This window comes from Streptomyces sp. NPDC028331 (genome assembly GCF_055565775.1).
The window spans coordinates 146789-172569 of sequence record NZ_JBVHTR010000014.1; the positions used below are offsets into that span (position 1 = coordinate 146789).

The window sequence follows — 25781 nt, forward strand, 5'->3', positions numbered from 1 at the left end:
CAGCCTCCTACCAGCTCACGGGGAGTTCCAGCATCCCCTGCACCGTGTCGCCCGGTTTGAAGGGGATCTCCTCGGCCGGGGCGGCGAGTCGCAGTCCGGGCAGCCTGTCGAAGAGCGTGCGCAGGGCGATCTCCAGCTCGGCCCGGGCCAGGTTCTGGCCGAGGCACTGGTGGATGCCGAACCCGAAGGCGACGTGGTGACGGGCCGGGCGGTGCCAGTCGAGGGTGTCCGGTTCGGGGAAGGCGGCGGCGTCGCGGTTGATGACGGACGTGGAGAACAGGACGCCCTCGTCGGCCCGGATCGTCACACCCGCGACCTCGATGTCCTCGGTGGCCACCCGCACCAGCCCGTCGGCGATGGACAGGAAACGCAGCAGCTCCTCCACCGCGGCCGACATCAGACCCGGGTCGGCGCGCAGTTCGGCGAGCTGTTCGGGGTGGTGCAGCAGGGTGAAGGTGCCGAGGGAGATCATGTTGGCGGTCGTCTCGTGCCCGGCGACCAGCAGGAGCGTGGCCAGGGAGACCAGCTCGTCCCGGTCGAGCGCGCCCTCCCGGAGCTGCTCCTCGATCAGCTCGTCGAGCACACCGTCCCCCGGGGCGTCGCGCTTGCGGTCGATCAGTTCCTCGAAGTAGGCGTTCAGCCGGTCGCGGGCGTCCAGGGTGTCGGCCGGGGACGGGCCGCGCAGCAGCCTGCGGGACTGTTCCTCGAAGAAGTCGTGGTCGGCGTAGGGCACGCCGAGCAGCGCGCAGATCACCATCGACGGCAGCGGCAGCGCGAAGGCGCTCACCAGTTCGGCCGGCGGACCGGCGGCCTCCATGGCGTCCAGGAGCCCGTCGACGATGGCCTGGATGCGCGGGCGCAGCGCGCTGGCCCGTTTGAGGGTGAAGCTCGGCACCAGCATGCGGCGCTGGGTGCGGTGGTGGGGGTCGTCCACGCCCAGGAGGGCGAGCCTGCGGTCCCGGGCGGCGGCGAAGCGTGCGGTGACGGCGGGGAAGGCGGCCCGGGTCCGGTCGGAGGACAGGCGCGGGTCGGCGAGCAGCGCACGGGCGGTGGCGTGCCCGGTGACCACCCACACGTCGCGGCCGTCGTAGAGGGTGACGCGGGTCAGGGGGCGGGCCGAGCGGAGCGGTTCGTAGGCGGTGGGCGGGTGGTAGGGGCAGGTGCGGTCCTGGGGGAAGGTGACGGGTTCTGACACGGTCGTACCGGGTTTCGTCATCGATGACCTCGCACGAAGATTCCCTTTGGCGATCATCATTAGATGCCTCGGGCATCTACAGGACCACTCGAAGTTCGGCCATATGCGCCAGGTGCCGCATATGGCCAAAGTAATTCGCTTGCCCGTGCGCCGCCGCTCCTCCAGGCTCTGCGCATGCCGATCGCCGAAGCCCTTCTGCCGCCGTCCTTTGCCGCCGGTCACCGGGTGCCGGCGCGACAGCAGCGGTCCGGCCGGCCCCGGAGGCCCGTGGTTCCCCGGCCGTGACCGCGACACTCGTCGCGGGCCTGGTCGCGGGCTACGGCATCGCGGTGCCCGTCGGAGCCGTCGGGACCTACCTGGTGTCCCTCACCGCCCGGACGTCCCTGCGGACCGGAGCGTGCGCCGCGCTCGGCGTCGCCACCGCCGACGGGCTCTACGCCCTGGTGGCGGCCGCCGGGGGCACCGCGCTCGCCGCGGCACTCCAGCCGGTGCTGATCCCGCTGCGGTGGGCGGCGGCTCTCGTGCTGGCCGTACTGGCGGTGCACGGCGGCGTCCGCGCCGTGCACCGGTACCGCTCGTCGGGGACCGCCGCGACCAGCGACGCGGTGCCGCCGGGTCCCGCGCGGGCGTATCTCGGGCTGCTGGGCGTCACCCTGCTCAACCCGACCACCGTGGTCTACTTCGCCGCGCTGGTCGTCGGCAGCCGCGCGACGGACACCGTACGGCTCCTCGACCAGGGTGCGTTCGTGCTCGCCGCGTTCGCCGCGTCCGCGAGCTGGCAACTGCTCCTGGCCTGCGGCGGGGCGCTGCTCGGCCGGGCGCTGACCGGGCGGCGCGGCCGGCTGGTGACGGCGCTCGTCTCCTGCGCGGTCGTCGCGGCGCTGGCGGTACGGATGCCGGCCGGCGCGTGGTGAGGATGATTCCGCCCCCGGCTGGTGTTGAATCGTGAACCGCCCGTGCTCACACGGCCCGGACCGCGGGTCGGCGGGGCCACGGACGAGTCAGCAGTCGTACGCGACGATGGGACGGATGCCATGCCTCTTGAGGGCGAGTACGAACCCAGCCCGGAGCAGTGGGTGCGCGAACAGGTCGACCTGTACGAGAGTTCCGGCGGCACCAAGGGGACGACGCTCATGGACACGGGGATGCCGGTGGTCATCCTCACCACCCTCGGCGCCAAGTCCGGCAAGATTCGCAAGACTCCCGTGATGCGCGTGGAGCACGAGGGCCGCTACGCCGTCGTGGCCTCGCTGGGCGGTGCGCCCAAGCACCCCGTCTGGTACCACAACGTGAAGCAGCACCCCACGGTGGAACTCCAGGACGGGCCGCAGCGGCAGGAGATGACGGCCCGTGAGGTGACCGGCGAGGAGAAGGCGGTGTGGTGGGAGCGGGCGGTGGCCGCGTATCCGCCGTACGCCGACTACCAGAAGAAGACCGACCGGGTGATCCCCGTCTTCGTGCTGGAGCCGACCGGCACGTGACGCCGTCGCGCCCGAGCCGCACGGCCGCCCCCCCGCCGCTGGGATCGGGCGCGGTGCGGCTCGCCCGCGGTGCGGGCGGCGGGCCGCGGGTCAGTTCGGCAGGGGCTGTTCGGCCCAGATCGTCTTTCCCTCGCTGGTCTGCCGGCTGCCCCAGCGCTGGGTGAGCTGGGCGACCAGCAGCAGACCGCGGCCGCCCTCGTCGTAGGCGTGTGCGCGGCGCAGATGCGGTGAGGTCGAACTGCCGTCGGAGACCTCGCAGATCAGCGAGCGGTCGCGGATCAGCCGGAGCTGGATGGGGGGCCCGCCGTAGCGGATGGCGTTGGTCACCAGTTCGCTGACGACGAGTTCCGTGACGAACCCGGCCTCGCCCAGACCCCACTCGGCGAGCCGGTCCAGTGCGTACTGCCGGGCCGTGGCCACGGACGCGGGGTCCGACGGAACGTCCCAGGTGCCCACCCGGTCGGCGCCCAGGGCCCGGGTCCGGGCCAGCAGCAGGGCCACGTCGTCGCCGGGTTCCTCGGACAGCACCGACTTCAGGACCCTGTCGCACAGCGCGTCCAGGGAGCCGCTCGGCGGTTCCAGGGCACGGCACAGCTCGGTGGCGCCGTGGTCCAGGTCGCGCGCGCGGCCCTCGCCGATGAGCCCGTCCGTGTACAGGGCGATCAGCGAGCCCTCCGGCAGGTCCATCTCCCTCGCCTCGAAGGGGAGGCCGCCGACGCCGAGCGGCGGCCCGGCGGACATCGTGACCAGCCGGGCGGTGCCGTCGGGCGTGAGGACGGCCGGCGCCGGGTGCCCCGCGGCGGCCAGGGCCAGGCGGCGGGCGACGGGGTCGTAGACCGCGTACAGACAGGTCGCGCCGAGCTCGCCCACCTCGTCGCCGCCCTCGCCCGTGGCCAGGTGGGTGACCAGGTCGTCGAGGTGGGTGAGGAGTTCGTCGGGCGGCAGGTCCACATCGGCGAGGGTCCGCACGGCCGTGCGCAGCCGGCCCATGGTGGCCGAGGAGCGGATGCCGTGCCCGACGACGTCGCCGACGACGAGCGCGACCCGGCTGCCGGACAGCGGGATCACGTCGAACCAGTCACCGCCGATCCCGGCGAGCGACCCGGACGGCAGATAGCGGTGGGCCACCTCCACCGCGACCTGTCCTGGCAGGCCGCGCGGCAGCAGGCTGTGCTGGAGGGCGAGCGCGGTGGCGCGTTCGCGTGCGAAGCGGCGGGCGTTGTCGACGCAGACGGCCGCCCGGCTCGCCAGTTCCTCGGCCAGCACGGCGTCGTCCGCGGCGTAGGGGTCGGGGTTGACTATGCGCACGAACACCGCGACGCCCAGGGTGGTGCCCCGGGCCAGCAGCGGCACCGCCACCAGGCAGTGCGCGCCCCTGCGGTACGCCGGGTCGCCCACCCCTCGGGCGTTGCGCTCCTGCACCCAGCGGTCGAAGTCGGGTTCGCCGGTCCGGCGCAGTACGGCGCGGCCCTCGCGCAGGGCCCGCGCGGGCGGCGAGAGGGGGGCGTAGGTGTCGGCGTCTCCGATCCGGACGGCCGCCTCGGGCGTTCCCACGGTGACCGACCGGTGGGCGATGCGGCGCAGGACGACGTCGCCCTCCGCGGCGGCGGGCGGTTCCTCCGTGCCGAGCACCCAGTCGAGCAGGTCGACACTGGCGAAGTCGGCGAACCGGGGGACGACCACGTCGAGCAGCTCCCCGGCCGTGCGCGGCACGTCCAGCGTGGTGCCGATGGCGGCTGCGGCCTCGTTGAGCAGGACCAGGCGCCGGCGTGCCCAATACTGCTCGCTGTTGTCGACGGCCGAGATGGCGACGGCGGTCATGTCGCCGGATGCGGTGCACACCGGCCACATGTCGATGGTCCAGGCGTGATCCCGGCGCTCGGAGGGGCTGCGGGTGTAGCTCTCGTAGTGCACGGGAAGCCCGGTCCCGGCGACCTGGCGCAGATGGCGGTGGAAGCGGCGGCCGGACTCGTCGTCGGCCACCGTGTCGGGCAGGTGCCGACCGGTCAGCGTGGCCGAGTCGACGCGCAGGATCTCCCCTGCCCTGTCGTTGGCGCGGATGTAGCGCTGCCCCAGGTCGAAGACGGACATCGCGACCGGCGCCTGCTGGAACGCCCGTGCCACCAGCTCGGAGTCCGCGGTGGCGGGCGCGGTGGTGACCACGAATCCCTGCGGGGAGCCGTCCGCGCCCGTCACGGGGTGCACGCTCAGGCACAACGGCACCGAGTGGCCGTCGCGGTGACGCAGGACGGCCGTGCCGGTCAGGGCGGTCAGCCCCGGCAGGGGTGCGTCCTCGGCGAGCAGCTCCTGTGCCGCGCGTCCCACGACCTCCTCGGCCGTGTATCCCGTCAGCCGCCGGGCACCCTCGCTCCATGCCGTCACCGTGCCCCGGGCATCGACGATCACCGCAGCGGCGGCTTGCTCCATATCCTCAGAATGATCCCTCGGGTGCGTTGCCTCAACCGCGCGCCGGGCGTCGCGGCAACGGCCGTACGCTGCACGCGCGCGCCCAGCAGGCCCGACGCACCGTGCAGCTCGCCCCCGTGTCACCGCGAGTCGACCACCGGCGCCGACCGCAGGCCGAACCCCCGGAACTCGTGTGCATGACGCGCGCCCCGCCGGGCAACCGTCCCTCAGGCCCCGCCGTGTCCCCCCGTCGCGGCGGGGCTCTCCCTGTCCGCGCCGGGGCGTCGGGACGCCGCACGGGTCGGAGCGTCCGTGATGTCGAGGAAGATCTGGTCGGCCTCGGGGACCGCCCCGGCGAGCGAACGCTTGATGCGTACCGCGATGTCCTCGACCTCCTCGCTGTCCAGGCCGGGGACCAGATCGATACGGGCGGCGACCAGGACGGAATCCAGGCCGAGCTGCATGGTCAGCAGCGCTTCGACGCTGTCGATCTCGGACTGCTCCTCCAGCAGCCCCTGGATCCGGCGGCTGAGCTCCGGATCGGCGGCCTGCCCGATGAGCTGGTCACGGGCGTCGCGGCCGAGCCGGTAGGCGACGTACACCAGCAGCGCGCCGATCGCCAGCGACGCGGACGCCTCCCACACGACCTGCCCGGTGACCATGTGCAGCGCCATGCCGACGATCGCGAGGAGCACGCCCAGCACCGCCGTGCTGTCCTCGGCGACGACCGTGCGCAGCGCCGGGTCCCGCAGCGCCCGCAGGGACGTGCCGTGCTGCCGGCGCACCTGGTGCAGGGCCCGCACCAGGGAGACGCCCTCCGACACCAGCGCCACCCCGAGCACCACGAGCCCGGCGACATAGCCGCTGTGCGACTCCTCCGCGCCGCTCTTCAGCGCCTCGAAGCCCTGGAAGAAGGAGAAGCAGCCGCCCATGACGAAGATGCCGACGGCCGCGAGCAGCGACCAGAAGAACCGTTCCTTGCCGTAGCCGAAGGGGTGGCGGCGGTCGGCCGGGCGGCGGCTGCGACGCAGCGCGGCCAGCAGGAAGATCTCGTTCAGACTGTCCGCCACGGAGTGCGCCGCTTCCGACAGCAGCGCCGGCGAGCCGGCGAGGAGTCCGCCGACCGCCTTGGCCACGGCGATCAGCAGGTTGGCGGCGAGCGCCACGAGCACCGTGACGCGTGTCCTGCCGTCCGAGGACCCCTCACGCCGCTCCGGCCCGGATCCCGGCGACCGGTCGTGCGAGGGCGCCCGTGCGACTGTCGTAGTGTCCCGTTCCCTGTTCGAGGATGTCCCGCTCACCTCGCCCGACTGCCCCCGTCCGCGCCTCTCACACGGTGTCGGGGCGGAAAACGGGGAACCCGACAGGCCGCAGGGACGCCGGTGTGAGGAGGGGCGGCATGACCGACGGAAACAGCGCGTACGGGAAGAAGCAGTTCAAGCGGTCCAGGAGCCACTTCGCGGACCGCATCACCGCGGACGGGAGCGACGGCTGGCCGGTCGAGGCCGGCCGGTACCGGCTGGTGGCCAGCCGGGCCTGCCCGTGGGCGAGCCGGGCCGTGATCTCGCGGCGGCTGCTCGGGCTGGAGGACGCCCTGTCACTGGCGATCGCCGATCCCATCCAGGACGACCGGAGCTGGCGGTTCACCCTCGACCCCGACGGCCGCGATCCCGTCCTCGGCATCCGCTACCTCAGCGAGGCCTACGACGCGCGGGAGACCGGGTACCCCGGCGGGGTCAGCGTGCCGGCGGTCGTGGACGTGCCGAGCGGCCGCCTCGTCACCAACGACTACCAGCAGATCACGCTGGACCTGGCCACCGAGTGGACGTCCCTGCACCGCGGGGGCGCGCCCGACCTGTACCCGGAGCGGCTGCGGGACGAGATCGACGAGGTGATGCGCCTGGTGTACGACGATGTCAACAACGGGGTGTACCGGGCCGGTTTCGCCACCGGCCAGAAGGAGTACGAGGAGGCGTGCACGGATGTGTTCCGCCGGCTGGAATGGCTGTCGGAGCGCCTGGCCGGGCAGCGCTATCTGGTCGGTGACACGATCACCGAGGCCGACATCCGGCTGTTCACCACGCTGGTCCGTTTCGACGCCGTCTACCACGGTCACTTCAAGTGCAACCGCTGGAAGCTGGCGGAGGACCCGGTGCTGTGGGCGTACGCCCGCGACCTGTTCCAGACGCCCGGCTTCGGCGACACCGTCGACTTCGACCACATCAAGCGGCACTACTACCAGGTGCACACGGGCATCAATCCCACCGGGATCGTGCCGCTCGGACCGGACCTGAGCGGCTGGCTCACCCCGCACGGCCGGGAGGACCTCGGCGGGCGCCCGTTCGGTGACGGGACGCCGCCGGGGCCGGTCCGCGCGCAGGAGCAGGTTCCGGCCGAGGGGCGGCCCTGAGGCGCCGGGGCACCGACAGTCAAGGAGAGAAACGTGGCCCACGACAAGAAGAAACCGAAGCTCCCGCTCGTCTACCGGCCGGTCGGGTTCGCCCTCGGCTGGGCGAGCGGGGCCCTGGCGGGGTACGCCTTCCAGGCGACGTGGAAGGCGATACGCCATGAGGACGACGCGCCCGACGCGCTGGACCGGGACCGGGGCTGGGGCGAGGTGCTGCTCGCCGCGGCGCTCCAGGGCGCCCTGTTCGCGGTCGCCCGCAGCCTGGCGGACCGCACGGGAGCCAAGGCGATCGAACGGTCGACGGGCGTGTGGCCGGGCCCGGACAAGGGCGGCCGGGACTGAGCGCCCTGTCGGTGGGCGAAGGCGCCTCCGGCGCCCGGGGGCCCGGGGGCCCGGGGCCCGGACACCACGTGCCGGGCCCCCGGGCGCCGCAACCGGTCCGCTGTGCGCGGGCTCGGAGGGGCTGCCCGGGGCATCACCGACGCGCCCCTCTCTCCCCCGACGCCGGAGCGCGCGCCGCCCGGCCGACCCGTCCGGCGCCGTCGCTTTCCGGGCGCCGGAGGTCCCACCGGCCGTGAGCTGTCCGGCAGTCGAGGCCGGACTCCACCCCGGGGCACCGCCGAAGGCTCCGCCCCGGGGCACCGCCCCAGCCTCCGCCCCGGGGCACCGCCCAAGGCGTCGCCTCAGCCCTGCTTCGGCGCCGTCGCCCTGGTGCGGCGCAGGGTGAAGGAGTGGCCCGCGGGGTCGGCGTAGCCGCGTTCCTCGAAGGGGCCCGGGGCGTCCTTCGCCTCCAGCGGGCGCCCGCCCAGGGAGACCACCCTGCGCTCGGCCTCGTCGAGGTCCGGCACCAGGAAGTCGAGATGGGCCTGGAGGGAGTTCTCGGGCCGGGGCCAGCTCGGCGGGGTGGCGTTGACGTCGCGGCGGAACGCCATCCTGAACCCGTCGGCGCTGCGGATCTCCACCCGGTTCGCGGTGGCGTCGGTCTCCTCGGCGTCGAGCAGGTCCTTGTAGAAGGCGGCGAGTTTCTCGGGCTCGGCGCAGTCCAGGACCACGACGCCCGCCAGTACCGTGGGCATGCTTCCTCCGTTGGGTTCCCGGGCGGGCGCCGTGCCCGCCCGTATACGCTCCCCGGGTATCCGCCGGCCCCGTTTTCAGTCCGTCACTCGTCGCCCCGGAGCGGCTGCCGGCGTACGTCACCGAGCTGGACGCGCTGGGGTTCCAGTGTCACTTCCACGCGCTGGGCGACCGGGCCGTACGGGACGCGCTGGACGTTCAGCGGGCCGCCTGGAACGTGCGCCGGTACGCCTGCGGGGAGACGCCGATCGACGCGCGCAGGTGCCGGCGCAGTGAGGTGCCCGTCGCGAAGCCGATCTCGTGGGCGATCTGGTCCACCGTCAGGTCGGTTACCTCCAGCAGGTGGCGGGCGCGGGCGACGCGCTGCTGGACGAGCCACCGGCCGGGGCTCATGCCGACCTCCTCGGTGAAGCGGCGGACGAAGGTGCGCAGACTCATCCGGGCGTGCCCGGCGAGGTCCGCGAGCGCCAGCGGCTCGCCGAGGTGTTCGAGGGCCCAGTCCCGGGTGGCGGCCGTGCCGGCGGCCGGGGACGCGGGCACGGGCTGTTCGATGTACTGCGCCTGGCCGCCGTCGCGGAACGGCGGCACGACGCAACGGCGGGCCACCGCGTTGGCGAGTTCGCTGCCGTGGTCCTGGCGCACGAGGTGGAGGCAGACGTCCACGCCGGAGGCGGCTCCGGCGGAGGTGAGGATCCCGCCGTTGTCGACGAACAGGACGTCGGGGTCCAGGTCCACTTTCGGGAACATCCGGCGGAACCGGTCGGCCAGTTGCCAGTGCGTGGTCGCCTTCCGGCCGTCGAGGAAGCCGGCCGCCGCGAGGACGAAGGCCCCGGTGCAGATGGAGACCAGCCGGGCGTCGGGGCGGATGCGCGCCAGCGCGGCGGCGACCTCCTCGGGAAGTTCCTCGGTGATGCGGGACGGGGAGACGGAGGCGATGACCACGGTGTCGGCCGTGGCCAGGGCCTCGGGTCCGTGCTCGACGGCGATCGTGAAGTCCGCGTCGGTGCGCACCGGCCGCCCGTCGACGGTGCAGGTCACCACCTGGTACCGGCCGTCGGCGGCGCCCAGGATCCGGCTGGGGATGCCGAGTTCGAAGGGGTAGACGCCGTCGAGCGCGAGGACCACCACGCGTTCCGTGTGCCGCATGGCAGGATCTTATCGAAGAGTGGCCATCATGCCATTTCCCCGCCGGACGGGACCGGGCAGGCTGGACGACCATGAGCACTGTGAACACGATGCGCGCGATCAGTCAGGACGTCCTCGGCGGTCCCGAGGTCCTCAAGGTGGTCGAGGTGGAGCGGCCCGCGCCGCGGCCCAACGAGGTGCTGGTCCGGGTCCGCGCCGCCGGAGTCAACCCGACCGACTGGAAGCACCGCCAGAGCGGCGGCTTCCTCGGCAAGCCGCCGTTCGTCCTCGGCTGGGACGTCTCCGGGGTGGTCGAGGAGACGGGGTTCGGCGTCGCCCTCTTCCGGCCCGGTGACGAGGTCTTCGGGATGCTGCCCTATCCGTACGGCCACGGCTCGCACGCCGAGTACGTCACCGTCCCCGCCCGCGCCCTGGCGCACAAGCCGGCGGCGGTGGACCACACCCAGGCCGGTGCGCTGCCGCTGGTCTCGCTGACCGCCTGGCAGGCCCTCGTCGAGACGGCCGGACTGCGTCAGGGGCAGCGGGTGCTGATCCACGCGGCGGCCGGCGGGGTGGGTCACGTGGCCGTGCAGATCGCCAAGGCACGGGGCGCGTATGTGATCGGCACGGCGAGCGCCGGCAAGCACGATGTGCTGCGCGCGTTGGGCGTGGACGAACCGGTCGACTACCGGGAGACGGACTTCGCCGAGGCGGTGCGGGACGTCGACGTGGTGCTGGACACGATCGGCGGCGACTACGTCCGGCGTTCGCTGCGGACCCTGCGCCCGGGCGGCGTTCTGGTGACGATCCTGCCGCAGGGGGCGAAGGACCTGCCGCTGGAGGCGGAGAAGCTCGGGGTGCGCGCGACCGAGATGCTCGTCGACGCCGACCACCACGGCATGACGCAGATCGCGGCCCTCGTCGAGTCGGGGAAGCTGCGTGCCACGATCGCGGGGACGTTCCCGCTGGCCGGCGCCGCCGAGGCGCACGCGCTCGGCGACACCGGCCGGACCACGGGCAAGCTGGTGCTGCTCGCGGACTGACGCGCGCGCTCAGAAGGTGAGCACCGGCTTGATCGTCTTGCCCGCGCTCATGTCCCGCACCGCCTGGTCGATGTCCGCGAACGGATAGGTGCCGATCAGGCGGTGCAGCGGGAGCCTGCCCTCCTTGACCAGTTGCACGAGGGCCGGGATGAAGGTCTGCGTCTCGCTGTCTCCCAGGGTGATGCCCACGATCTGCTTGCCGGGCAGCAGGCCGTTGACGTCCAGGGCGACTTCGGTGCCGAAGGGCGGGGCGCCGACGACGACCAGGGTGCCGCGGGCGGCCAGCGCGTCGGCGCCCTGGCGCAGTACGGCGACGCTGCCGGTGGTCTCGACGACACCGTCGGCCCCCTGGCCGTCGGTGAGCAGCGCGAGCGCCTCCGCGAGGTCGGCCTCGGCCGCGTTGACGGTGTGCGTGGCGCCCAACTCCTTGGCCAGGGCGAGGCGTTCGGCGACCCGGTCGACGGCGATGATCCTGGCGGCGGGGGTGAGGGCGGCGGCCATCACCGCCGACAGGCCCACCGCACCGGCGCCGAGGACGACGAGCGTGCTGCCCGCGCGGGGCCTGAGCACGTTCCACACGGCGCCCACCCCGGTCTGCACTCCGCAGCCGAGCGGGGCGATGGAGACGAGCGGCACCTCCGGGTCGACCTTGACCAGGCTGCGCTCGTCGACCAGGGCCCGTTCGGCGAAGGAGGACTGGCCGAAGAAGTGGCCGCCGAGGGGGGCGCCGTCGCGGCTGATGGTGCTGGTGCCGTCGGCGCGGCGACCGCCGATCAGGTTCAGCGGCAGCCAGGTGGCGCAGTACGCCGGGTGCCCGTCGCGGCAGTTGCGGCAGCCGCCGCAGGAGGTGAAGGACAGCACGACGTGGTCGCCGGGTTCGACGCCCGTCACCTCCGCTCCGACGGCCTCGACGACGCCGGCCCCCTCGTGGCCGAGGACTCCGGGCAGCGGGAACGGCAGGCCGCCGCTCGCCACACCGAGGTCGGTGTGGCACAGGCCGGTGGCGACCATGCGGACCAGGACCTCGCCCGGGCCCGGGTCGTCGAGTTCCACTTCGCAGAGCACGAAGGGCGCTCCCCCGGACTCGACCACGGCGGCGCGTGTGGTGGTGGTCATACGGTGAACTCCTTTGCGCGGGCGCTCAGTCGAGCGAGACGACGACGGACTTGACCTTGCTGTAGGCGGCGAGGGCCTCGGGTCCGTACTCACGGCCGAAGCCGGAGTCCTTGACGCCGCCGAAGGGGACCGCGGGGTCGAGCATGGCCCAGTCGTTGATCCAGACGATGCCGGCCTGCAGCCGCTCGGCGACGCGGTGGGCACGGGCCAGGTGAGTGGTCTGGACGCCCGAAGCGAGGCCGTACGGTGTGGAGTTGGCGAGGGTCACCGCCTCGTCCTCGGAGTCGAAGGGCTGCACGGTGAGGACGGGGCCGAAGATCTCCTCCTGCACGACGCGGGAGTCGTTGGACAGGCCGGTGATCACGGTCGGCCGGTAGTAGTAGCCGCCGCCCAGGTCGAGCCGTTCACCGCCGGCGACGACCCTCGCGCCCTCCTTGCGGGCCAGTTCGACGTATTCCTCCACCTTCTTCAGGTGCTTCTCCCCCGCCATCGGCCCGACGACGGTGCCCGGATCGCGCGGGTCGCCGACGGGCACCCCGGCGACCGCCTCCGCGAGGATGCCGACCAGGGTGTCGTGCACCGGCCGGGCGACCAGCAGCCGGGGGCCGGCCATGCAGAACTGGCCGGTGTTGAAGACGAACGCCTTGATGATCGCGCCGACCGCCTTCTCGAGGTCGGCGTCCTCGAAGACGAGGTGCGCGGCGTTGCCGCCCAGTTCCATCATCACGGTCTTCAGCCCTTCGCCCGCCACGCTCGCCACATGCCGGCCGACCGCGGTGGAGCCGGTGAAGGCGACCTTGTCGATGCCGGGGTTGCGCAGCAGCGCCTCGCCCGCCACCGGTCCCGTGCCGGTGACGACGTTGACCACGCCGTCGGGGACACCGGCCTCCTGGAGCAGGCGGGCCATGTACAGGGCGCTGAGCGGGGTCTCCTCCGCGGGCTTGTGCACCACGGTGTTGCCGGCGGCGAGGGCCGGGGCGAGTTTGGAACCGGCGAGGATCAGCGGGAAGTTGAAGGGCGTGATGGCGGCGACCACACCGAGCGGCTCGCGCCGGGTGTAGGCGAAGGCGTTGAGGGCGGTGTCGCGGGTGGCGCCGTCCTGGCTCTGCGCGAGGGAGGCGTAGTACTCGTAGTCGTTGGCCGCGTTCGTGACGTCCACGGCGCCGCACAGCGAGATCGGCTTGCCGACGTCGAGGCTCTCCAGGGCGGCGATCTCGTCGGCGTTGGCGCGGATGAGTTCCGCGACGCGGTGCAGTACGCGTCCGCGTTCACGACCGCTCATCCGGGGCCACGGCCCGGAGTCGAAGGCCTCCCGGGCCGCGCGTACGGCGGCGTCGACGTCGGTGGCGGCCGCCTCCGCGACGGTCGTGATCACCTGGCCGGTGGACGGGTCGATGACATCCATGCGGGCGCCGTCCGCGGCCTCGCGCCACTGGCCTCCGATGAACAGCTGCCCGGGATCGGTGTCGAACGTGGTGGTCATGGCCCACTCCCCAGCATTGATCGCCAAAAGTTCAACAAACAGGATTCCTGTTGGTCCGCAGTCTGATTACAGACAGGTTTCCTGTCAATGCTCTAGGGTGCACGCATGGTCGGTACACAGACACGCCCGTCGTTGCTCTACATGGTCAAGCAGGTCGAACTCGTCGTGCGCTCGCACCTGGACGAGCTGGTCAAGCCGGCGGGGATCACCGCCCTGCAGTACACGGCCCTCACCGTGCTGGAGCGTCACGACGGACTGTCGGCGGCCCAGCTCGCCCGGGACTCGTTCGTCACCGCGCAGTCCATGGCCGATCTCGTACGGTCGCTGGAGAGCCGTGGCCTCGTGCGGCGGGAGCGCAACCCGCGCAACCGCCGGGAGCTGCTGATCCTGCTCACCGACGCCGGGCGCGAGCTGCTGGGCGGGTTCGCCGGTCCGGTGCGGGAGCTGGAGGAGCGGATGATCCGTGACCTCACGCCACACCAGGCCGACCAGTTCCGGCAGGCGTTGTCCAAGGCCTGGCACGCGTTGTCGTAGGTCCGCCAGGCCCTCGAGGGGTCCGTCGCGGGCTTCCCGGGGTGAGTCCACCCGCAATTCGAAGACATATGTCAATCGAACATGCTCAAATTCACCCTAATGAGGGTAAGTTGCAGGCGGGGGTGAGGAGTTAGCGGGAGGCGATGTCGACGTGGGGCAGGGCCCCGCACCGCTCACCCGGCATCTGCGCGTCCGCAGGGACCGTGGGCACACGGTGCTGGAGTTCCACGGTGAGATCGACATCGTCGCCGCGGTGGAGATCATCCCGTTCCTGGACTCCGCGACGATCCGGCGCGCCCCGCGCGTCGTCATCGACCTGCGCCCCGTGGAGTTCTTCGACTGCTCCGGGCTGCGCCTGCTGTACCGGGCCCGGCGCCGGGTGCTCGCGCAGGGCGGCACACTGCACCTGGTGTGCACCCATCCGCTGACCCTGCGCATCCTGCGTCTGACCGGGCTGGCACAGGTGCTGCCGCCCGCGGCGTCGCTCGAGGAGGTCCTGGGCGAGTCGGAGGCCGCCGGGTCCTTGTGACGGGCCCGTCCGGATGTTCGGATGTGACGGAGACGAGAGCGGCGGGGCCTGCCCGGCAGGCCCCGCCGCTCTCGTCCGTGCGCCCCGAGCGTGTGTCAGGAGTACCTGCGCGCGGACCGGCGCAGCACCACCAGACCCGTGATCAGCAGCACCGCTCCGGCCGCGGCCGGCCACAGGTGCGCGCCGGTCTCCGCCAGCCCGCCGCCCGCGACCGACTGGGGTTCGGTCCCCGGCGCGGTGGAGGGAGCAGCGGCCGGAGGCGTGGCGGTGACGGCGGACGGAGCGGCATGGGTCGCGTCCCCGATGGCGGGAGCGGTCCCGGAGGGAGGCGTGGCCGCGCTCGTGTGGTGGCCCTCCGAGGCGCTTCGCGGCTCGACGACCGCGCCGCCGCCGGCCGCCGACGGGGCCGCGGGGGCCCCGGGCGTCGCACCGCCGCGCACGTCGCCCGCGCCTGCGGCGGGCGCCGAGGTGACCGGTGCGGCCGTCGAGGGCTGCGCCTGCTGCGGGCCGGGGGTGCCGGACCCGTTCGCGGGTTCGCCACTCGGGGTGGCGGCCGGGGCGGATCCCGCCCCGGCACCGGGCGCGGTGGCCGAGCCGGAGCCGGCGCCGCCGCCGGACGGGGCGTCGGCGGACGGTGACGGCGTGTTCTGCGGCTGGTCACCGGCGTCGCCGCCGCACCGCCTGCCCGTGTTCACGCAGTCGACCACCTGGTTCATCAGCTCGTCGGTCATGACGTTGATGAAGTCGTCGTGATCGGTGATCGGCTTGTGCAACTGCTCGGGGAAGCCGTCCACGGCATAGGCGTTCTCCACCCGGCCGTTCTCGACGACCGGCTGCGGCACGTCGTACACCAGACGCATGGTCAGCTGCGGGATCGCCTTGAACCCGTTCTGGCAGGCGCCGCTCGCCGGGTCGGCGAAGGCCACGTGCGTGCGGTGGTTGGCGCTGTCGATGTTCTGCCCGTCCCAGCAGCTCTGGAAGGCGAACGTCCGCACCACCTGGCTGCCCTGCGGGCAGATGGGGTACTTGTCCGTCAGCTGCACCTTGTCCTCGAAGCCGGTGCAGCTCCAGTGCGCGTTGGCGTTCTTGGGCCCGTTGGTGAAGGCCTTGGCGTCACCCGTGATGATGCGCAGGAACCGCGGCATCGCGACGACCTTGCTCGTCGGGCTGCCGACGAACGTGATCCGGGCCTGCCGGGCCACCAGGATCCGCCCGACGTTGCCTTCCTTGCCGCCGCCGTCGTTGTTCTGGTCGAAGTCCTGGGTGCCGTCCTGGACGCGCAGCACCGGCCAGTAGTACGACGACTTGTCCTGCTGGTTCTGGCAGCTTGTCTGCGCCGCTGCAAAGGTGTCGTTGGTGGCGAAGGCGTCGTTCGACTGGTTGCCGACGTAGTCGTGGAGGTGGTGGGCGCCGTTCTTCACGCCGGGCGCCACGATCACGTTGTCGGTGTTGTGGTTCTTGTTGGCGTCGACACCGCACTCGGTCTCGAACGAACCGGTGGAGCCGCCGGCCTGCCGGGCGGGCTGGACGACGTTCGGCTGCACGGTCCGGATGTCCACGAAGTCGGAGGCGACGGGACCGCTCGCACCGGCCTGACCGCCGTCGCCCTGCTGCTGCCCGCCGTCGTTCTGCCCGTTGCCGCCCTGCTGCTGCCCGCCGTCGTTCGGGCCACCGGCGGAGGGCTGCGCCTGATCGGCCGGCACACCCGTGCACGGGGCCATGCCGTCGAGCGCGCCGGGGGCCGTGCCGCCCGCTCGCCGGTAGTCGGTCCTGATCCGGTCGATCACCGCGTCGCGCTGGTCCTCGAGGGGGCCGAGGATGGAGTTCTCGACGTAGTTCGCGTCGTCCGCCTGCGCCCGGCGCGTCGAGGCCAGCCGGTCGTAGGCCTCGGTGATCTGCTGGTCGAGGGTCGCCAGCTCCGCGTCGATCTCGGACTTCGCCGCACCCGGCACATCGGTCAGCCGCTGGCCGACGTCCGGGCAGTCGATGGTGACGGCTCCCGCGGACAGGACCCGGTCGCCGCCGTCGCGGTCCGAGCCGCCCCAGCCGCCCTCGGTGGCCGAGGCGTAGACGTTCGCCGCCACCAGCCCTCCTCCGCCCAGGATCAGCGCGACCGCGGCAAAGGTCGCGCGCCGTGCGCCCGTTGGACGTCTGCGCGAATTGCGTCTCAAGGCAGTGCTCCTACACGTCAAGGCCGACTCGGCATGGAAAGCCCCCCTCCGTGTACGTGGCGGAACCCGGCCGTGTTCAAGCACACCGGAAATTCACAGCGATCTCATGGCCGAGTCCGTCGCCGACGCGGTGGCCGACTGGGCGTTCGAGCGCGGCGCGCGGCGGGCAACCGGTTGTCAGAAGGGAGGACTGTCGACATGACGACGTCCACGAAGCAGGCACCCTCATCGGTGGCCGCGAGGCGGCGGATGCCCGGCTGGGGCAAGGCCGTGATCGCACTCGTCGCCCTGCTCGCGGTGTTCTTCGCCGGGCTGCGGCTCAGCGTGTTCCCGGGGCTGCGTGACCTGTTCGGCACGGACACGCACGACCGCTCCGGACCCGCCTTGCTCAAGTCCATCCAGGACATGAGCCGTTACGAGGCCGCCTCCGGCAACTTCCAGGTGGTCGTGGACCTGGAGAAGGACTCGAGGTTCCTGCCGTCGGCGATCCGCGGCACCCGCACCCTGTACGTGGGCGCCGGAACCGTCGACGCCTACGTCGACCTCGGCAAGGTCGGCGAGCAGGACGTCAAGGTCAACGGCGACCGCACGTCCGCCACCATCCGGCTCCCCCACGCCGCCCTCGGCAGGCCCGCCCTCGACCCCGACCGCTCGTACGCCGTCTCCAAGCAGCGCGGCCTGCTCGACCGCATCGGCGACTTCTTCTCGGACAACCCGGGCAGTGAGCAGGCCGTGCAGAAGCTGGCCGTCCAGCACATCGCCGAGGCCGCGAAGGAGAGCGAACTGACCGGCCGCGCCGAGACGAACACCACGAGCATGCTCGGCGGGCTGCTGAAGTCCCTCGGCTTCAAGGAGGTGAAGGTGTCCTACGGCACCTGAGCCCGGGGCCGGGGCTCAGCCGGTCAGGATGGCCGGCAGGGCGAGGGCCCCGAGCAGGGCCGCGCCCGCCAGGACCCACGCCACGTAGTCCCCGATGTGGCCGGACTGCAGGCGGCGCAGCGGCAGCGTCCACGCCCGGAGGCCGAGCAGTCCGGGGCGGGCGACGGCGAACGCGGCCAGGGCGACGGCGAGGACCGTGGACACGAGCCCCAGCAGCACGCCGGCCGCGGTCCAGTGCACCGAGACGGCCGCCCCGCCCGAGCCGGCCTCGTTCACGGAGCGCGCCACGCTCTGCGCGAACCCCGGGACGACGCCCACGGCGAGCGATGCGGCGAGCAGCGCGGCGGGCACGGCCGTCATGGTGTCCGGGATGCGGCCGAGCCGGTGCCGGGTCTCGGGTTCCTCTCCGGTGCCGGTGGTCTCGTACGACGAATCGATCTGCGGCTGGGGCCCGAGCCCGTAGAAGACGCGCGCGGCGACCCGCAGCACCGCGCCGCCCGTCACTGCGGACACGGCGACGTAGAGCACGGTCAGCGGCCCGCCCGCCTCCTCGAGGACCGCCTTGCCGAGGGAGGTGCCGAAGGGCGGCAGCCCGGCGAGCGCCAGTCCGCCGAGCACGAACATCACCGCGACGCCGCGCAGCGGACGGCCGCAGCCGTGCAGCGCCGCCTCGTCGACACAGCCGAACCGGTCCAGCAGGACGCCGCTGCAGGCGAACAGGGCGGCCTTTGCTCCGGCGTGGCCCAGGAGGTAGAGGGCGACCCCGTCGTCCGCCTCGGGCACGAGGGTGCCGACACCGACCAGGAACAGCCCCATGTGGGCGATGGTCGAGCAGGCGAGGAGCCGTTTGATGTGCCGTTGGTGCCAGCACATGAGGGCGCCGACGACGCCGGTCAGGATGCCGAGGACGACCAGTGCCCGCTCCAGGTCGGCCGCCGGAATCCCGCCGGGCCCGGAGAAGACGGTGGTGCAGACGCGCCAGACGCCGTACAGGCCGAGTTCCACCATGACTCCGGACAGCAGCATGCACACCGGGGTGGGCGCGACGGCGTGCGCGTCGGGCAGCCAGAAGTGGAACGGCGCCGCGGCGGCCTTGACCAGCAGTCCGGTCAGGACGAGGACGAAGGCCGCGAGCGTCAGCGCGTCGGGGGCGCCGTGGGCGTCGAGCCCGCGTCCCAGTTTGGTCATGGCGAGTTCGCCGGTGCGCGCGTAGAGCAGTCCGATGCCCATGAGCATCGCGTAGGCGCCGAGTGAGTTGATGAGGCCGAAGGTCAGCCCGCCCTGGACGGCCTTGGCCTCCTCGACCCGGTAGCCGGTCAGGGCGTAGGCGGCGGCGCCCATCAGCTCGAAGAACACGAACGCGTTGAACAGGTCGCCGGTGATCGCGAAGCCGCACATGCCGGCCTGGAACAGCAGCATCAGGGCGGGGTAGGAACCGGCGTGCCCGCGCGGCGGCTCGTCGAAGTAGCGCCAGGAGTACACGAGAGCGGCCGACATCAGCACGGAGGCGAGGGCGGCCATCCCGAGCCCGGGGCCGTCCCCGACGAGGACGATGCCGACGCTCTCGCCGTTCACGGGTGTCCAGGCGCCGACCCATTCGGTCAGCGGCGGCGAGGAGTTGAGGAGCAGCCAGACGGCGAGTGCGCCGGTGCCGGCCGACAGGGCGCATCCGGCGCTCTCGGCGACGGCGCGCGGCAGCAGGCGTCCGCAGGCGACCAACAGGCCGGCACCGAGCAGCGGGACCGCGACGAGCAGCGGCAGCAGGTGGTTCATCAGCCGCGCAGCTCCCGCAGTTCGTCGGGGTCGACCGTGCCGTGGCGCTTGGCGATCTGCATCACGAGGGCGAGGAGCAGGGCGGTGACGGTGGCGCCGACGACGATGTCGGTGAGGGTGAGCGCCTGCACGACCGGGTCCACGACGGGCCGTGAACCGGGCTTGATGTCGGAGAAGACGGGTGCGGTGCCGCCGTCGCGGTAGCCGACGGCGAGCAGAAGCACGTAGGTGGCGGACTGGCAGACGGCGAGGCAGCCCACCGCGTGGATGAGATTGCGGCTGGTCGCGAGGCCGTAGCAGCCGGTCAGAAAGATCCAGACGGCCACGAGGTACGGCAGTACGCTCATCGGTTCCCGTCCTCCTCCTCAATTTCGACGGCCTGGTCCAGGAAGCGTGCGAGCAGGGCGACGATGGCGCAGGCCACCTCCATGCCGATGGCGGCGTTCAGCACCGGCACGGTGCCGCCGGACGACAGGGTGTTGAACGTGCCGTACGGCAGGATGGTGTTGGCGAGGAACGCCGTGCCGGCGAGGAGGCCCGCGAGCCCCGTCACGATGTAGGCGGAGGCGGAGAGCGCGTCACCGACCTCGTACGGGGAGACGGGCCGGATGCGTTCCAGGGCCCGGTAGTCGGCGCCGAGGTAGAGCAGGTGCAGGCCGGTCGCGGCGACGACTCCGCCCTGGAAGCCGCCTCCGGGGCTGAGCTGGCCGTGCGCGATGACGTACAGGCCGGTGAGGACGGCGACGGGCACCACGGTGAGCGCGTAGCGGCGGACGGGCGGCGCGACCTGCTCGGGCTCCGGCGCGGCGCGCTTCTCGTCCCGGGTCTGGCGGAGCAGGACGACCGTGCCGAGGACGGACGCGAACAGGATGCTCATCTCGCCGAGCGTGTCGAAGGCGCGCAGGTCGAAGTTGACGGAGGCGATGGTGTTGGCCGTGTGCCGGGACAGGGAGGCGTGCACGGCCCGGTCGCCGTAGGGGTGCCAGGTGCCGCCGAAGGACGGCAGGCCGAGGCAGGCGGCGACGAGGAGGGCCGCGAGGCAGGCGCCGCCGAGGGCCAGCACGACGACGCGTACGCGCCGCGTCATCGTTCCTTCCCCTCTCCGCCCTTGGGTTTCCTCCTGACCTTGCGCACCGAGAGCATGATCAGCAGCGGGGTCACCGCGGATCCCACCGCGAGCTGCGACAGGCCCACGTCGGGAGCCTGCACCACCGTGAACAGCACGGCCAGGCACAGGCCGAGCAGGGCGAGTACGAGGGCCTGGCGGGCGGGATCGCGGGTGGCGACGGCCGCGGTCGCCGAAGCGGCGACGAGCAGCAGGGCGACGACGATCAGCGGGTCATCCACGGCCGCCCCCGAACCCGCCCGAAAGCGCCCGCGAGGCGATGAGGTTGCCGCTGATCAGCAGTGCACCGACGACCAGCAGCTTGACCATCGCCCGCCCCGGCCCGGTCACGGCGCACAGCACCAGCACCACCACGGCGCCGTATCCCGCGACGGCGAGGGTCGGGCCCCACGCCCGCGGCGGGTCCTCGGCCAGTTCGTCGGCGAGCAGCCGGGCGAAGACGAGGGTGCCGATCGGTCCCAGCAGGGCCAGCAGGAGCGCCAGGTCGACGTACGACGTGCGCCCGAACCCCTGGGACAGCAGCAGCAGTCCGGGGCAGGCGACCGCGCTGGACAGGTTCTGCGCGGTGACCCGGCGGCGCAGCGGTCCGGTGGAGACACCCCACACCGTGGCGCCGACGCCCGCGCCGAGTGCGATGGTGGCCGTGAGCGTCCAGCCGTTCACCGGTCGCCCACCGCTCGTCGGGCGGCGCGTGCCGCGATGGCGCAGACGAGTGCGGCCGACGCGCCCACGGCCCATTCGAGGGTGTAGACGGTGCTGATGAGGACGAGCCAGAGCACGGTGAGGCCGCCCCACCAGAGGACGATCTCGAGCGCTGCCCGGAGTGCCCCACGTCTGTTCATGCGCCGCCTCCGTCCACCGTCGCAGCGGAATGTCCGGTATGTCATCCAAGCACCGCCCGGGCCCCGGGGGGGTGGCGGCGCGCGAGTGGCTGCTGCTCGGAGTGCCCCGCGTACGGGTGGGGAAACCGGCGGCATGCCTCACGGCCACCAGTGGTGGTCGGCTGCCCCGGCGTGCCCGTCGCCGGGCTTCGACGCGGCGGTCCCGGGTAACCAGGACTGCTGGAGAGGAAGTTGACACCGGGAGGTCGCGATGGCACATCCGGCGTTGCGCGCATGGGCCGCCAGGGCGGGTCTGAGCAGGGCGCCGGCGACGGCTCCGCGGGAACGGCGGCCGCTGCCGCTTCCGCTGCGGCTGCTGGCCATGGCCCTGGCCTTTGCGCTGATGGTGGTGTTCGCCGCCGCGCTGGCCCGGCTGACGCTGGAGCCGTCGCCCGCGTCCCGGGCGCTCGTGCACAGCAATCTGCACCCGGGGCGCTCGCTGCGCGCCTACCTGGAGCAGCCCGGGGCGCGGGACGCCGTCCGCCAGATCGGCGGGAACCTGCTGCTCGGTGTGCCGTTCGGGATCCTGCTGCCGGTACTGGCTCCCGGGGCGCGGGGCATCCTGCGGGTGGCCTTCGTCACCGCGTGCGTCATGCTGCTGGTCGAGTTGGTGCAGGGTGCGCTCGTCACGGGGCGCGCCTTCGACATCGACGACGTCATCCTCAACACGACGGGCGCGCTGCTCGGCCATCTGCTGCTGGGGCGCCGGCTGGGGCGGGCCGTGCATGCGCGCAAGCGGCGCGAGACATGAGGCCGCGGTGCCGTCCGCGGCGCCGCGCCGGGTCGGGTCGCGCCGGGTCGGGTCGTCGCCTCGGCGGTACCGCTCAGGGACGCCGGTCGACCCGATGCCGGGCGGCTCGCCGCAGGTACTAGGCCCTGTCGTCAAACTCCCGCCTGCCCCGTGACGCCATGCACGCACTCTCGCCGCACCGGGCCCAGGCCCAAGTACATCCAGTACGAGGGCCAGGACCCGGCACGCCGAGAGCACGCACCTGACGCCGCGAGGCCGCCCTCCGGGCGGACGGCGGGAGTTTGACGACAGGCCTAGCGCGGCGTCCAGTGGAACTTGTCGCCGCCCACCCAGCGGACCAGGTCCGGGTCGTCGCAGTCGTGGACCGGGATGCCGGCCTCCGCCGCGGCCCTCAGCACATCGGTGAGCGATCTCGCCTCGCCCACGACCTCGCCGTCGATCTCCACGATCCGGAACGGCGGGTTGCCCGGCTGCACCCCGTGCACCACGATCCGCGGCCGGGAGATGTAGGGACTCGCGATTTCGGTCATGCAATCGAGGGTAGAGCGGTTCGGTCGACGAGGCGGCCCGGGCGCCGCCGTGCGGTCCGCACCCCGCTGGGCAACGCTGGGGGGAAGGAGGTGCCGATGGACCCCGTCGCAGCGCTGGACCGGATCGCGTTCCTGCTGGAGCGGGCCCAGGCCCCGACCTATCGCGTACGGGCCTTCCGCACCGCGGCCGCCGTGGTGGCCGGCCTGTCCGAGGACGAGGTCGCCGAGCGCGCGGCCGCCGGGACGCTGGAGTCGCTCAAGGGCATCGGTCCCACCACCGCCCAGGTGGTTCGGGAGGCGGTGGCCGACCGGGTCCCCGGCTATCTGGAGAAGCTGGAGCAGGAGGGCCGGGCCGCTCCGGCGCGGGGCGGCGAACGGCTGCGGGCGCTGCTGCGCGGCGACTGCCATCTCCACTCGGACTGGTCGGACGGCGGCAGCCCGATCGAGGAGATGGGCCGCACGGCGGCGCGGCTCGGACACGAGTGGGCGGTGCTGACCGACCACTCCCCCAGGCTCACCGTCGCCCGCGGGCTGTCCGCGGAGCGGCTGCGCGAGCAACTGGACGTGGTCGCCGCACTGAACGAGGAGTGGGCGCCGTTCCGGCTGCTGACCGGCATCGAGTGCGACATCCTCGACGACGGTTCACTGGACCAGGACCCCGATCTCCTCGACCGGCTCGACGTCGTGGTGGTGTCGGTGCACTCCAAGCTGCGCATGGAGGCGCCCGCGATGACCCGCCGCATGATCGCGGCCGTCCGCAATCCGCTGGCCGACGTGCTCGGCCACTGCACCGGAAGGCTGATCACGGGACGCGGGCGCCCGGAGTCGGCGTTCGACGCGGACGCGGTGTTCGCCGCCTGCGCCGAGTCCGGTACGGCCGTGGAGATCAACAGCCGTCCCGAGCGGCTGGATCCGCCGCGGCGACTGCTGCGCCGGGCGGTCGAGGCGGGGGCGCTGTTCGCGATCGACACCGACGCGCACGCGCCCGGGCAGCTCGACTGGCAGATCAACGGCTGCGCGCGGGCCGAGGAGTGCGAGGTGCCCGCGGACCGTGTGATCACGACCTGGAGCGCGGAAGAACTGCTGGCCTGGACCCGTGAGCGGCGGGTTCCCGCACGTGTGGCGGGCCCCGCGCGTGGTACCCGGCCCCGTACCTGAGGGAGGAGAGAGGGGAGCGCATGGGACGGGCGGCCGTGTTCGACGTGGACGGCACCCTGGTCGACACGAATCATCTGCATGTCACGACGTGGTGGGAGGCGTTCCGGCAGGCGGGCCACCAGGTGCCGATGCACGCCATCCACCGGGCGGTGGGGCTGGGCTCCGAGGACCTGATCACCCATCTGCTGGGCGGACGGGACCGGGACGAGGTCGACATGCTGGTGGCCGCGCACACGGCCCTGTACGGCACCTACTTCGACCGTCTGCCGCCGCTCAAGGACGCCGGACGCCTGTTGCGGCGACTCGACCACGACGGCTGGAACGTCGTGCTCGCCACGTCGGCGAGCGGGCGCGAACTGTCGGCGCTGCGCCGGGCGATCGGTGCGGACGACGCCATCGCCGCGACGGCGAGCGCGGACGACGTGCAGGCGGGCAAGCCGGCGCCCGAGCCCGTGGAGCACGCCCTGGAGCTGGCCGGGGTGCCGCCCGAGCAGGCGGTGTTCGTGGGCGACACGGTGTGGGACATGCAGGCGGGGACGCGGGCCGGAGTGACCTGCGTCGGCCTGTTGTCCGGGGGCATTCCGAGCGCGGATCTGCAGGAGGCCGGGGCGCGCGCCATCTACCGGGACCCGGCCCATCTGCTGGCGATGCTGGACGACAGTCCGCTGGCCCCGGACATGTAGGGGCGCGGGACCGCACACGCCGCGCGGTGACACAGATCACTTCGCGCTGCTGGATTTCCCGGAACACCGACCGGTAGTTTCCCGTTGAACAAGCCGTGGGAGCGCACGGGACAGTGTCCCCGGGCCTCACCTTCCGCCCACAGGGACGATCGTTCGGCTGAAGCCCTGTGGAGCCTTTCGCCGAGAGGCGACCGCCGTGCGCGCCCACCACAGACGCCCCGACCGGTCTTCCCCCGTCCGGTCGGGGCTTTTCCATGCCCTCGGGGCGCCGGCCGGCGTACGGGCTTGACTTCGAGCGCGCTCCAATCCGTAGCGTGCCCGCATGAGCACTGCACAGCACAGGATCGGGTCGGGTTTCGGCGCGAGGAGCACCGCGGACGACGTACTTCGGGGGATCGACCTCAGCGGCAAGCTCGCGGTGGTGACGGGCGGCTACTCCGGGCTCGGCCTGGAGACGACGCGCGCGCTCGTCAGGGCGGGCGCCCGGGTGGTGGTCCCGTCGCGGCGCCGGAACGTGGCGGAGGAGGCGCTCGAGGGGCTCGACCGGGTGGAGGTGGACGAGCTCGACCTCGGTGACCTCGACAGCGTGCACGGGTTCGCCGAGCGGTTCCTGGCGACGGGCCGCACGATCGACATCATGATCAACAACGCCGGCATCATGGCCACCCCGGAGACCCGGGTGGGGCCCGGCTGGGAGGCGCAGTTCGCCACGAACCACCTCGGCCACTACGCGCTCGTGAACCGGCTGTGGCCGGCGCTCGCACCGGGCGGGGCGCGGGTGGTGTCCGTGTCGTCGGCCGGCCACCACCGGTCCGGGATCCGCTGGGACGACCTGCACTTCAAGCAGGGGTACGACAAGTGGGAGGCGTACGGCCAGGCGAAGACCGCGAACGTCCTGTTCGCCGTGCATCTCGACCGGCTCGGCCGGGAGCACGGGGTCCGTGCCTTCTCCCTGCACCCCGGCGGGATCATCACCCCGCTCCAGCGTCACCTCGCCAAGGAGGAGATGGTGGAGCGCGGCTGGATCGACGAGACGGGCGCCCTGGTGAACCCGGACGCGTTCAAGACCCCCGAGCAGGGCGCGGCCACCCAGGTGTGGGCCGCGACCTCGCCCCGCCTGGACGGCATGGGCGGGGTGTACTGCGAGGACTGCGACATCGCGGAGCCGGCGCCGGAGGACGGCGGCCGCAGCGGGGTCAAGCACTGGGCGACCGACCCGGAGCAGGCGGCGCGCCTGTGGGAGGTGTCCGCGGACCTGACGGGCGTCGACGCGTTCGCCTCCGGCGCCTGAGCGCGAGGCGTTCGGCCGCCCGGTCGCCGACGGACCTGACCGCGGGGGGGGGGGGGGGGGGGGGGGCGGGGTGGGGGGGGGGGGGGGGGGGGGGGGGGGGTGTGGGGAGGGGGGGGGGGGGGGGGGGGGGGGGGGGGGGGGGGGG

General features: G+C 72.9%; 27 protein-coding genes. 12 read left to right on the forward strand and 15 right to left on the reverse strand.

The features are described 5' to 3' along the window. Window positions 1–7: 7 nt before the first annotated feature. Window positions 8–1216, reverse strand: a complete 1209-nt coding sequence (locus tag ACZ4SW_RS21750) for a cytochrome P450 (protein WP_468246619.1) — start codon at window positions 1214–1216, stop codon at window positions 8–10. A gap of 260 nt (window positions 1217–1476) precedes the next feature. Between ACZ4SW_RS21750 and ACZ4SW_RS21755 the strand changes: the two genes are divergently transcribed. Continuing rightward, window positions 1477–2109: a LysE family transporter gene (locus ACZ4SW_RS21755; RefSeq protein WP_468246624.1), complete on the forward strand. Its 633-nt coding sequence runs from the start codon at window positions 1477–1479 to the stop codon at window positions 2107–2109. A gap of 120 nt (window positions 2110–2229) precedes the next feature. Further along, a complete protein-coding gene (locus ACZ4SW_RS21760; protein WP_468246628.1) occupies window positions 2230–2676 on the forward strand; it encodes a nitroreductase family deazaflavin-dependent oxidoreductase in 447 nt (148 codons plus the stop codon). Between the two features lie 90 nt (window positions 2677–2766). Here the strand turns inward: ACZ4SW_RS21760 and ACZ4SW_RS21765 are convergent, their stop codons facing one another. Both ACZ4SW_RS21765 and ACZ4SW_RS21770 read right to left on the reverse strand, forming a co-directional pair. After that, window positions 2767–5103: a SpoIIE family protein phosphatase gene (locus ACZ4SW_RS21765; protein ID WP_468246632.1), complete on the reverse strand. Its 2337-nt coding sequence runs from the start codon at window positions 5101–5103 to the stop codon at window positions 2767–2769. A 206-nt stretch (window positions 5104–5309) separates the two neighbouring features. Next, on the reverse strand, window positions 5310–6254 hold the full coding sequence (locus ACZ4SW_RS21770; protein WP_468246636.1) for a cation diffusion facilitator family transporter: 945 nt from the start codon (window positions 6252–6254) through the stop codon (window positions 5310–5312). Between the two features lie 227 nt (window positions 6255–6481). Between ACZ4SW_RS21770 and ACZ4SW_RS21775 the strand changes: the two genes are divergently transcribed. Beyond that, entirely contained in the window at window positions 6482–7492 is a 1011-nt protein-coding gene (locus tag ACZ4SW_RS21775; RefSeq protein ID WP_468246640.1) for a glutathione S-transferase family protein, read from the forward strand. 33 nt (window positions 7493–7525) lie between these two features. After that, the gene (locus tag ACZ4SW_RS21780) at window positions 7526–7831 is read left to right on the forward strand and encodes a DUF4235 domain-containing protein (protein ID WP_468246645.1); all 306 of its coding nucleotides are present in this window, start codon (window positions 7526–7528) and stop codon (window positions 7829–7831) included. A 341-nt stretch (window positions 7832–8172) separates the two neighbouring features. On the opposite strand, the gene ACZ4SW_RS21785 is transcribed toward ACZ4SW_RS21780, so the two are convergent. Then, a complete protein-coding gene (locus ACZ4SW_RS21785) occupies window positions 8173–8565 on the reverse strand; it encodes a VOC family protein (RefSeq protein WP_468246649.1) in 393 nt (130 codons plus the stop codon). 196 nt (window positions 8566–8761) lie between these two features. Then, window positions 8762–9709: a GlxA family transcriptional regulator gene (locus ACZ4SW_RS21790; RefSeq protein WP_468246654.1), complete on the reverse strand. Its 948-nt coding sequence runs from the start codon at window positions 9707–9709 to the stop codon at window positions 8762–8764. A gap of 71 nt (window positions 9710–9780) precedes the next feature. Between ACZ4SW_RS21790 and ACZ4SW_RS21795 the strand changes: the two genes are divergently transcribed. Further along, the gene (locus ACZ4SW_RS21795; RefSeq protein ID WP_468246660.1) at window positions 9781–10731 is read left to right on the forward strand and encodes an NADP-dependent oxidoreductase; all 951 of its coding nucleotides are present in this window, start codon (window positions 9781–9783) and stop codon (window positions 10729–10731) included. A gap of 9 nt (window positions 10732–10740) precedes the next feature. Here ACZ4SW_RS21795 and ACZ4SW_RS21800 read toward each other — a convergent pair whose 3' ends face one another. After that, window positions 10741–11847: an NAD(P)-dependent alcohol dehydrogenase gene (locus ACZ4SW_RS21800; protein ID WP_468246664.1), complete on the reverse strand. Its 1107-nt coding sequence runs from the start codon at window positions 11845–11847 to the stop codon at window positions 10741–10743. Between the two features lie 25 nt (window positions 11848–11872). Then, window positions 11873–13330, reverse strand: a complete 1458-nt coding sequence (locus ACZ4SW_RS21805) for an aldehyde dehydrogenase family protein (RefSeq protein WP_468246668.1) — start codon at window positions 13328–13330, stop codon at window positions 11873–11875. Window positions 13331–13435: 105 nt separating this feature from the next. On the opposite strand from ACZ4SW_RS21805, the gene ACZ4SW_RS21810 reads away from it, so the two are divergent. Beyond that, window positions 13436–13864: a MarR family winged helix-turn-helix transcriptional regulator gene (locus ACZ4SW_RS21810; RefSeq protein ID WP_468246673.1), complete on the forward strand. Its 429-nt coding sequence runs from the start codon at window positions 13436–13438 to the stop codon at window positions 13862–13864. A 151-nt stretch (window positions 13865–14015) separates the two neighbouring features. Continuing rightward, window positions 14016–14393 (forward strand): anti-sigma factor antagonist, encoded by a 378-nt coding sequence (locus ACZ4SW_RS21815; protein ID WP_468246678.1) that lies wholly within the window; start codon window positions 14016–14018, stop codon window positions 14391–14393. 95 nt (window positions 14394–14488) lie between these two features. Here the strand turns inward: ACZ4SW_RS21815 and ACZ4SW_RS21820 are convergent, their stop codons facing one another. Beyond that, a complete protein-coding gene (locus ACZ4SW_RS21820) occupies window positions 14489–16564 on the reverse strand; it encodes a DUF1996 domain-containing protein (protein WP_468246682.1) in 2076 nt (691 codons plus the stop codon). A gap of 198 nt (window positions 16565–16762) precedes the next feature. On the opposite strand from ACZ4SW_RS21820, the gene ACZ4SW_RS21825 reads away from it, so the two are divergent. Then, window positions 16763–17443, forward strand: coding sequence for a DUF4230 domain-containing protein (locus ACZ4SW_RS21825; RefSeq protein ID WP_468246686.1), 681 nt, complete (start codon window positions 16763–16765; stop codon window positions 17441–17443). 15 nt (window positions 17444–17458) lie between these two features. Here ACZ4SW_RS21825 and ACZ4SW_RS21830 read toward each other — a convergent pair whose 3' ends face one another. The 6 genes from ACZ4SW_RS21830 to ACZ4SW_RS21855 are packed head-to-tail and all read right to left on the reverse strand — an operon-like array spanning window position 17459 to window position 21184. Further along, window positions 17459–19216: a complex I subunit 5 family protein gene (locus tag ACZ4SW_RS21830; RefSeq protein ID WP_468246692.1), complete on the reverse strand. Its 1758-nt coding sequence runs from the start codon at window positions 19214–19216 to the stop codon at window positions 17459–17461. Continuing rightward, window positions 19216–19563: a sodium:proton antiporter gene (locus ACZ4SW_RS21835; RefSeq protein WP_468246696.1), complete on the reverse strand. Its 348-nt coding sequence runs from the start codon at window positions 19561–19563 to the stop codon at window positions 19216–19218. Before ACZ4SW_RS21835 ends, ACZ4SW_RS21830 begins: the two co-directional genes overlap by 1 nt. Beyond that, window positions 19560–20303 carry a hydrogen gas-evolving membrane-bound hydrogenase subunit E gene (gene mbhE / locus ACZ4SW_RS21840; protein WP_468246699.1) on the reverse strand — a complete coding sequence of 248 codons (744 nt, stop codon included), beginning with the start codon at window positions 20301–20303 and terminating at the stop codon, window positions 19560–19562. The genes ACZ4SW_RS21835 and mbhE overlap by 4 nt, the downstream gene beginning before the upstream one ends. Then, window positions 20300–20563, reverse strand: coding sequence for a Na(+)/H(+) antiporter subunit B (locus tag ACZ4SW_RS21845; protein ID WP_468246702.1), 264 nt, complete (start codon window positions 20561–20563; stop codon window positions 20300–20302). Before ACZ4SW_RS21845 ends, mbhE begins: the two co-directional genes overlap by 4 nt. Then, window positions 20556–21005 (reverse strand): monovalent cation/H+ antiporter complex subunit F, encoded by a 450-nt coding sequence (locus ACZ4SW_RS21850; RefSeq protein WP_468246706.1) that lies wholly within the window; start codon window positions 21003–21005, stop codon window positions 20556–20558. Before ACZ4SW_RS21850 ends, ACZ4SW_RS21845 begins: the two co-directional genes overlap by 8 nt. Beyond that, window positions 21002–21184, reverse strand: coding sequence for a hypothetical protein (locus tag ACZ4SW_RS21855; protein WP_468246710.1), 183 nt, complete (start codon window positions 21182–21184; stop codon window positions 21002–21004). Before ACZ4SW_RS21855 ends, ACZ4SW_RS21850 begins: the two co-directional genes overlap by 4 nt. A gap of 250 nt (window positions 21185–21434) precedes the next feature. On the opposite strand from ACZ4SW_RS21855, the gene ACZ4SW_RS21860 reads away from it, so the two are divergent. Further along, window positions 21435–21974 carry a VanZ family protein gene (locus ACZ4SW_RS21860; protein WP_468246714.1) on the forward strand — a complete coding sequence of 180 codons (540 nt, stop codon included), beginning with the start codon at window positions 21435–21437 and terminating at the stop codon, window positions 21972–21974. Window positions 21975–22267: 293 nt separating this feature from the next. Here ACZ4SW_RS21860 and ACZ4SW_RS21865 read toward each other — a convergent pair whose 3' ends face one another. Beyond that, window positions 22268–22504: a hypothetical protein gene (locus ACZ4SW_RS21865; protein WP_468246719.1), complete on the reverse strand. Its 237-nt coding sequence runs from the start codon at window positions 22502–22504 to the stop codon at window positions 22268–22270. A gap of 96 nt (window positions 22505–22600) precedes the next feature. Here ACZ4SW_RS21865 and ACZ4SW_RS21870 point away from each other — a divergent pair, with 96 nt between their 5' ends. From ACZ4SW_RS21870 to ACZ4SW_RS21880, 3 genes are all read left to right on the forward strand, one after another. Then, entirely contained in the window at window positions 22601–23662 is a 1062-nt protein-coding gene (locus tag ACZ4SW_RS21870) for a PHP domain-containing protein (protein ID WP_468246723.1), read from the forward strand. A 20-nt stretch (window positions 23663–23682) separates the two neighbouring features. Next, entirely contained in the window at window positions 23683–24345 is a 663-nt protein-coding gene (locus ACZ4SW_RS21875; RefSeq protein ID WP_468246727.1) for an HAD family hydrolase, read from the forward strand. Between the two features lie 322 nt (window positions 24346–24667). Continuing rightward, window positions 24668–25636 carry an SDR family NAD(P)-dependent oxidoreductase gene (locus tag ACZ4SW_RS21880; protein ID WP_468246733.1) on the forward strand — a complete coding sequence of 323 codons (969 nt, stop codon included), beginning with the start codon at window positions 24668–24670 and terminating at the stop codon, window positions 25634–25636. The last annotated feature ends 145 nt before the right edge of the window (window positions 25637–25781 follow it).

What these genes read in the sequence shown, in the direction of transcription:
- ACZ4SW_RS21750 (WP_468246619.1), bottom strand. Translation starts at nt 1,216, where the DNA reads ATGACGAAACCCGGTACGACCGTGTCAGAACCCGTCACCTTCCCCCAG.
- ACZ4SW_RS21760 (WP_468246628.1), top strand. Translation starts at nt 2,230, where the DNA reads ATGCCTCTTGAGGGCGAGTACGAACCCAGCCCGGAGCAGTGGGTGCGC.
- ACZ4SW_RS21765 (WP_468246632.1), bottom strand. Translation starts at nt 5,103, where the DNA reads ATGGAGCAAGCCGCCGCTGCGGTGATCGTCGATGCCCGGGGCACGGTG.
- ACZ4SW_RS21775 (WP_468246640.1), top strand. Translation starts at nt 6,482, where the DNA reads ATGACCGACGGAAACAGCGCGTACGGGAAGAAGCAGTTCAAGCGGTCC.
- ACZ4SW_RS21785 (WP_468246649.1), bottom strand. Translation starts at nt 8,565, where the DNA reads ATGCCCACGGTACTGGCGGGCGTCGTGGTCCTGGACTGCGCCGAGCCC.
- ACZ4SW_RS21790 (WP_468246654.1), bottom strand. Translation starts at nt 9,709, where the DNA reads ATGCGGCACACGGAACGCGTGGTGGTCCTCGCGCTCGACGGCGTCTAC.
- ACZ4SW_RS21795 (WP_468246660.1), top strand. Translation starts at nt 9,781, where the DNA reads ATGAGCACTGTGAACACGATGCGCGCGATCAGTCAGGACGTCCTCGGC.
- ACZ4SW_RS21800 (WP_468246664.1), bottom strand. Translation starts at nt 11,847, where the DNA reads ATGACCACCACCACACGCGCCGCCGTGGTCGAGTCCGGGGGAGCGCCC.
- ACZ4SW_RS21805 (WP_468246668.1), bottom strand. Translation starts at nt 13,330, where the DNA reads ATGACCACCACGTTCGACACCGATCCCGGGCAGCTGTTCATCGGAGGC.
- ACZ4SW_RS21810 (WP_468246673.1), top strand. Translation starts at nt 13,436, where the DNA reads ATGGTCGGTACACAGACACGCCCGTCGTTGCTCTACATGGTCAAGCAG.
- ACZ4SW_RS21825 (WP_468246686.1), top strand. Translation starts at nt 16,763, where the DNA reads ATGACGACGTCCACGAAGCAGGCACCCTCATCGGTGGCCGCGAGGCGG.
- ACZ4SW_RS21830 (WP_468246692.1), bottom strand. Translation starts at nt 19,216, where the DNA reads ATGAACCACCTGCTGCCGCTGCTCGTCGCGGTCCCGCTGCTCGGTGCC.
- ACZ4SW_RS21835 (WP_468246696.1), bottom strand. Translation starts at nt 19,563, where the DNA reads ATGAGCGTACTGCCGTACCTCGTGGCCGTCTGGATCTTTCTGACCGGC.
- mbhE (WP_468246699.1), bottom strand. Translation starts at nt 20,303, where the DNA reads ATGACGCGGCGCGTACGCGTCGTCGTGCTGGCCCTCGGCGGCGCCTGC.
- ACZ4SW_RS21855 (WP_468246710.1), bottom strand. Translation starts at nt 21,184, where the DNA reads ATGAACAGACGTGGGGCACTCCGGGCAGCGCTCGAGATCGTCCTCTGG.
- ACZ4SW_RS21860 (WP_468246714.1), top strand. Translation starts at nt 21,435, where the DNA reads ATGGCACATCCGGCGTTGCGCGCATGGGCCGCCAGGGCGGGTCTGAGC.
- ACZ4SW_RS21865 (WP_468246719.1), bottom strand. Translation starts at nt 22,504, where the DNA reads ATGACCGAAATCGCGAGTCCCTACATCTCCCGGCCGCGGATCGTGGTG.
- ACZ4SW_RS21870 (WP_468246723.1), top strand. Translation starts at nt 22,601, where the DNA reads ATGGACCCCGTCGCAGCGCTGGACCGGATCGCGTTCCTGCTGGAGCGG.
- ACZ4SW_RS21875 (WP_468246727.1), top strand. Translation starts at nt 23,683, where the DNA reads ATGGGACGGGCGGCCGTGTTCGACGTGGACGGCACCCTGGTCGACACG.
- ACZ4SW_RS21880 (WP_468246733.1), top strand. Translation starts at nt 24,668, where the DNA reads ATGAGCACTGCACAGCACAGGATCGGGTCGGGTTTCGGCGCGAGGAGC.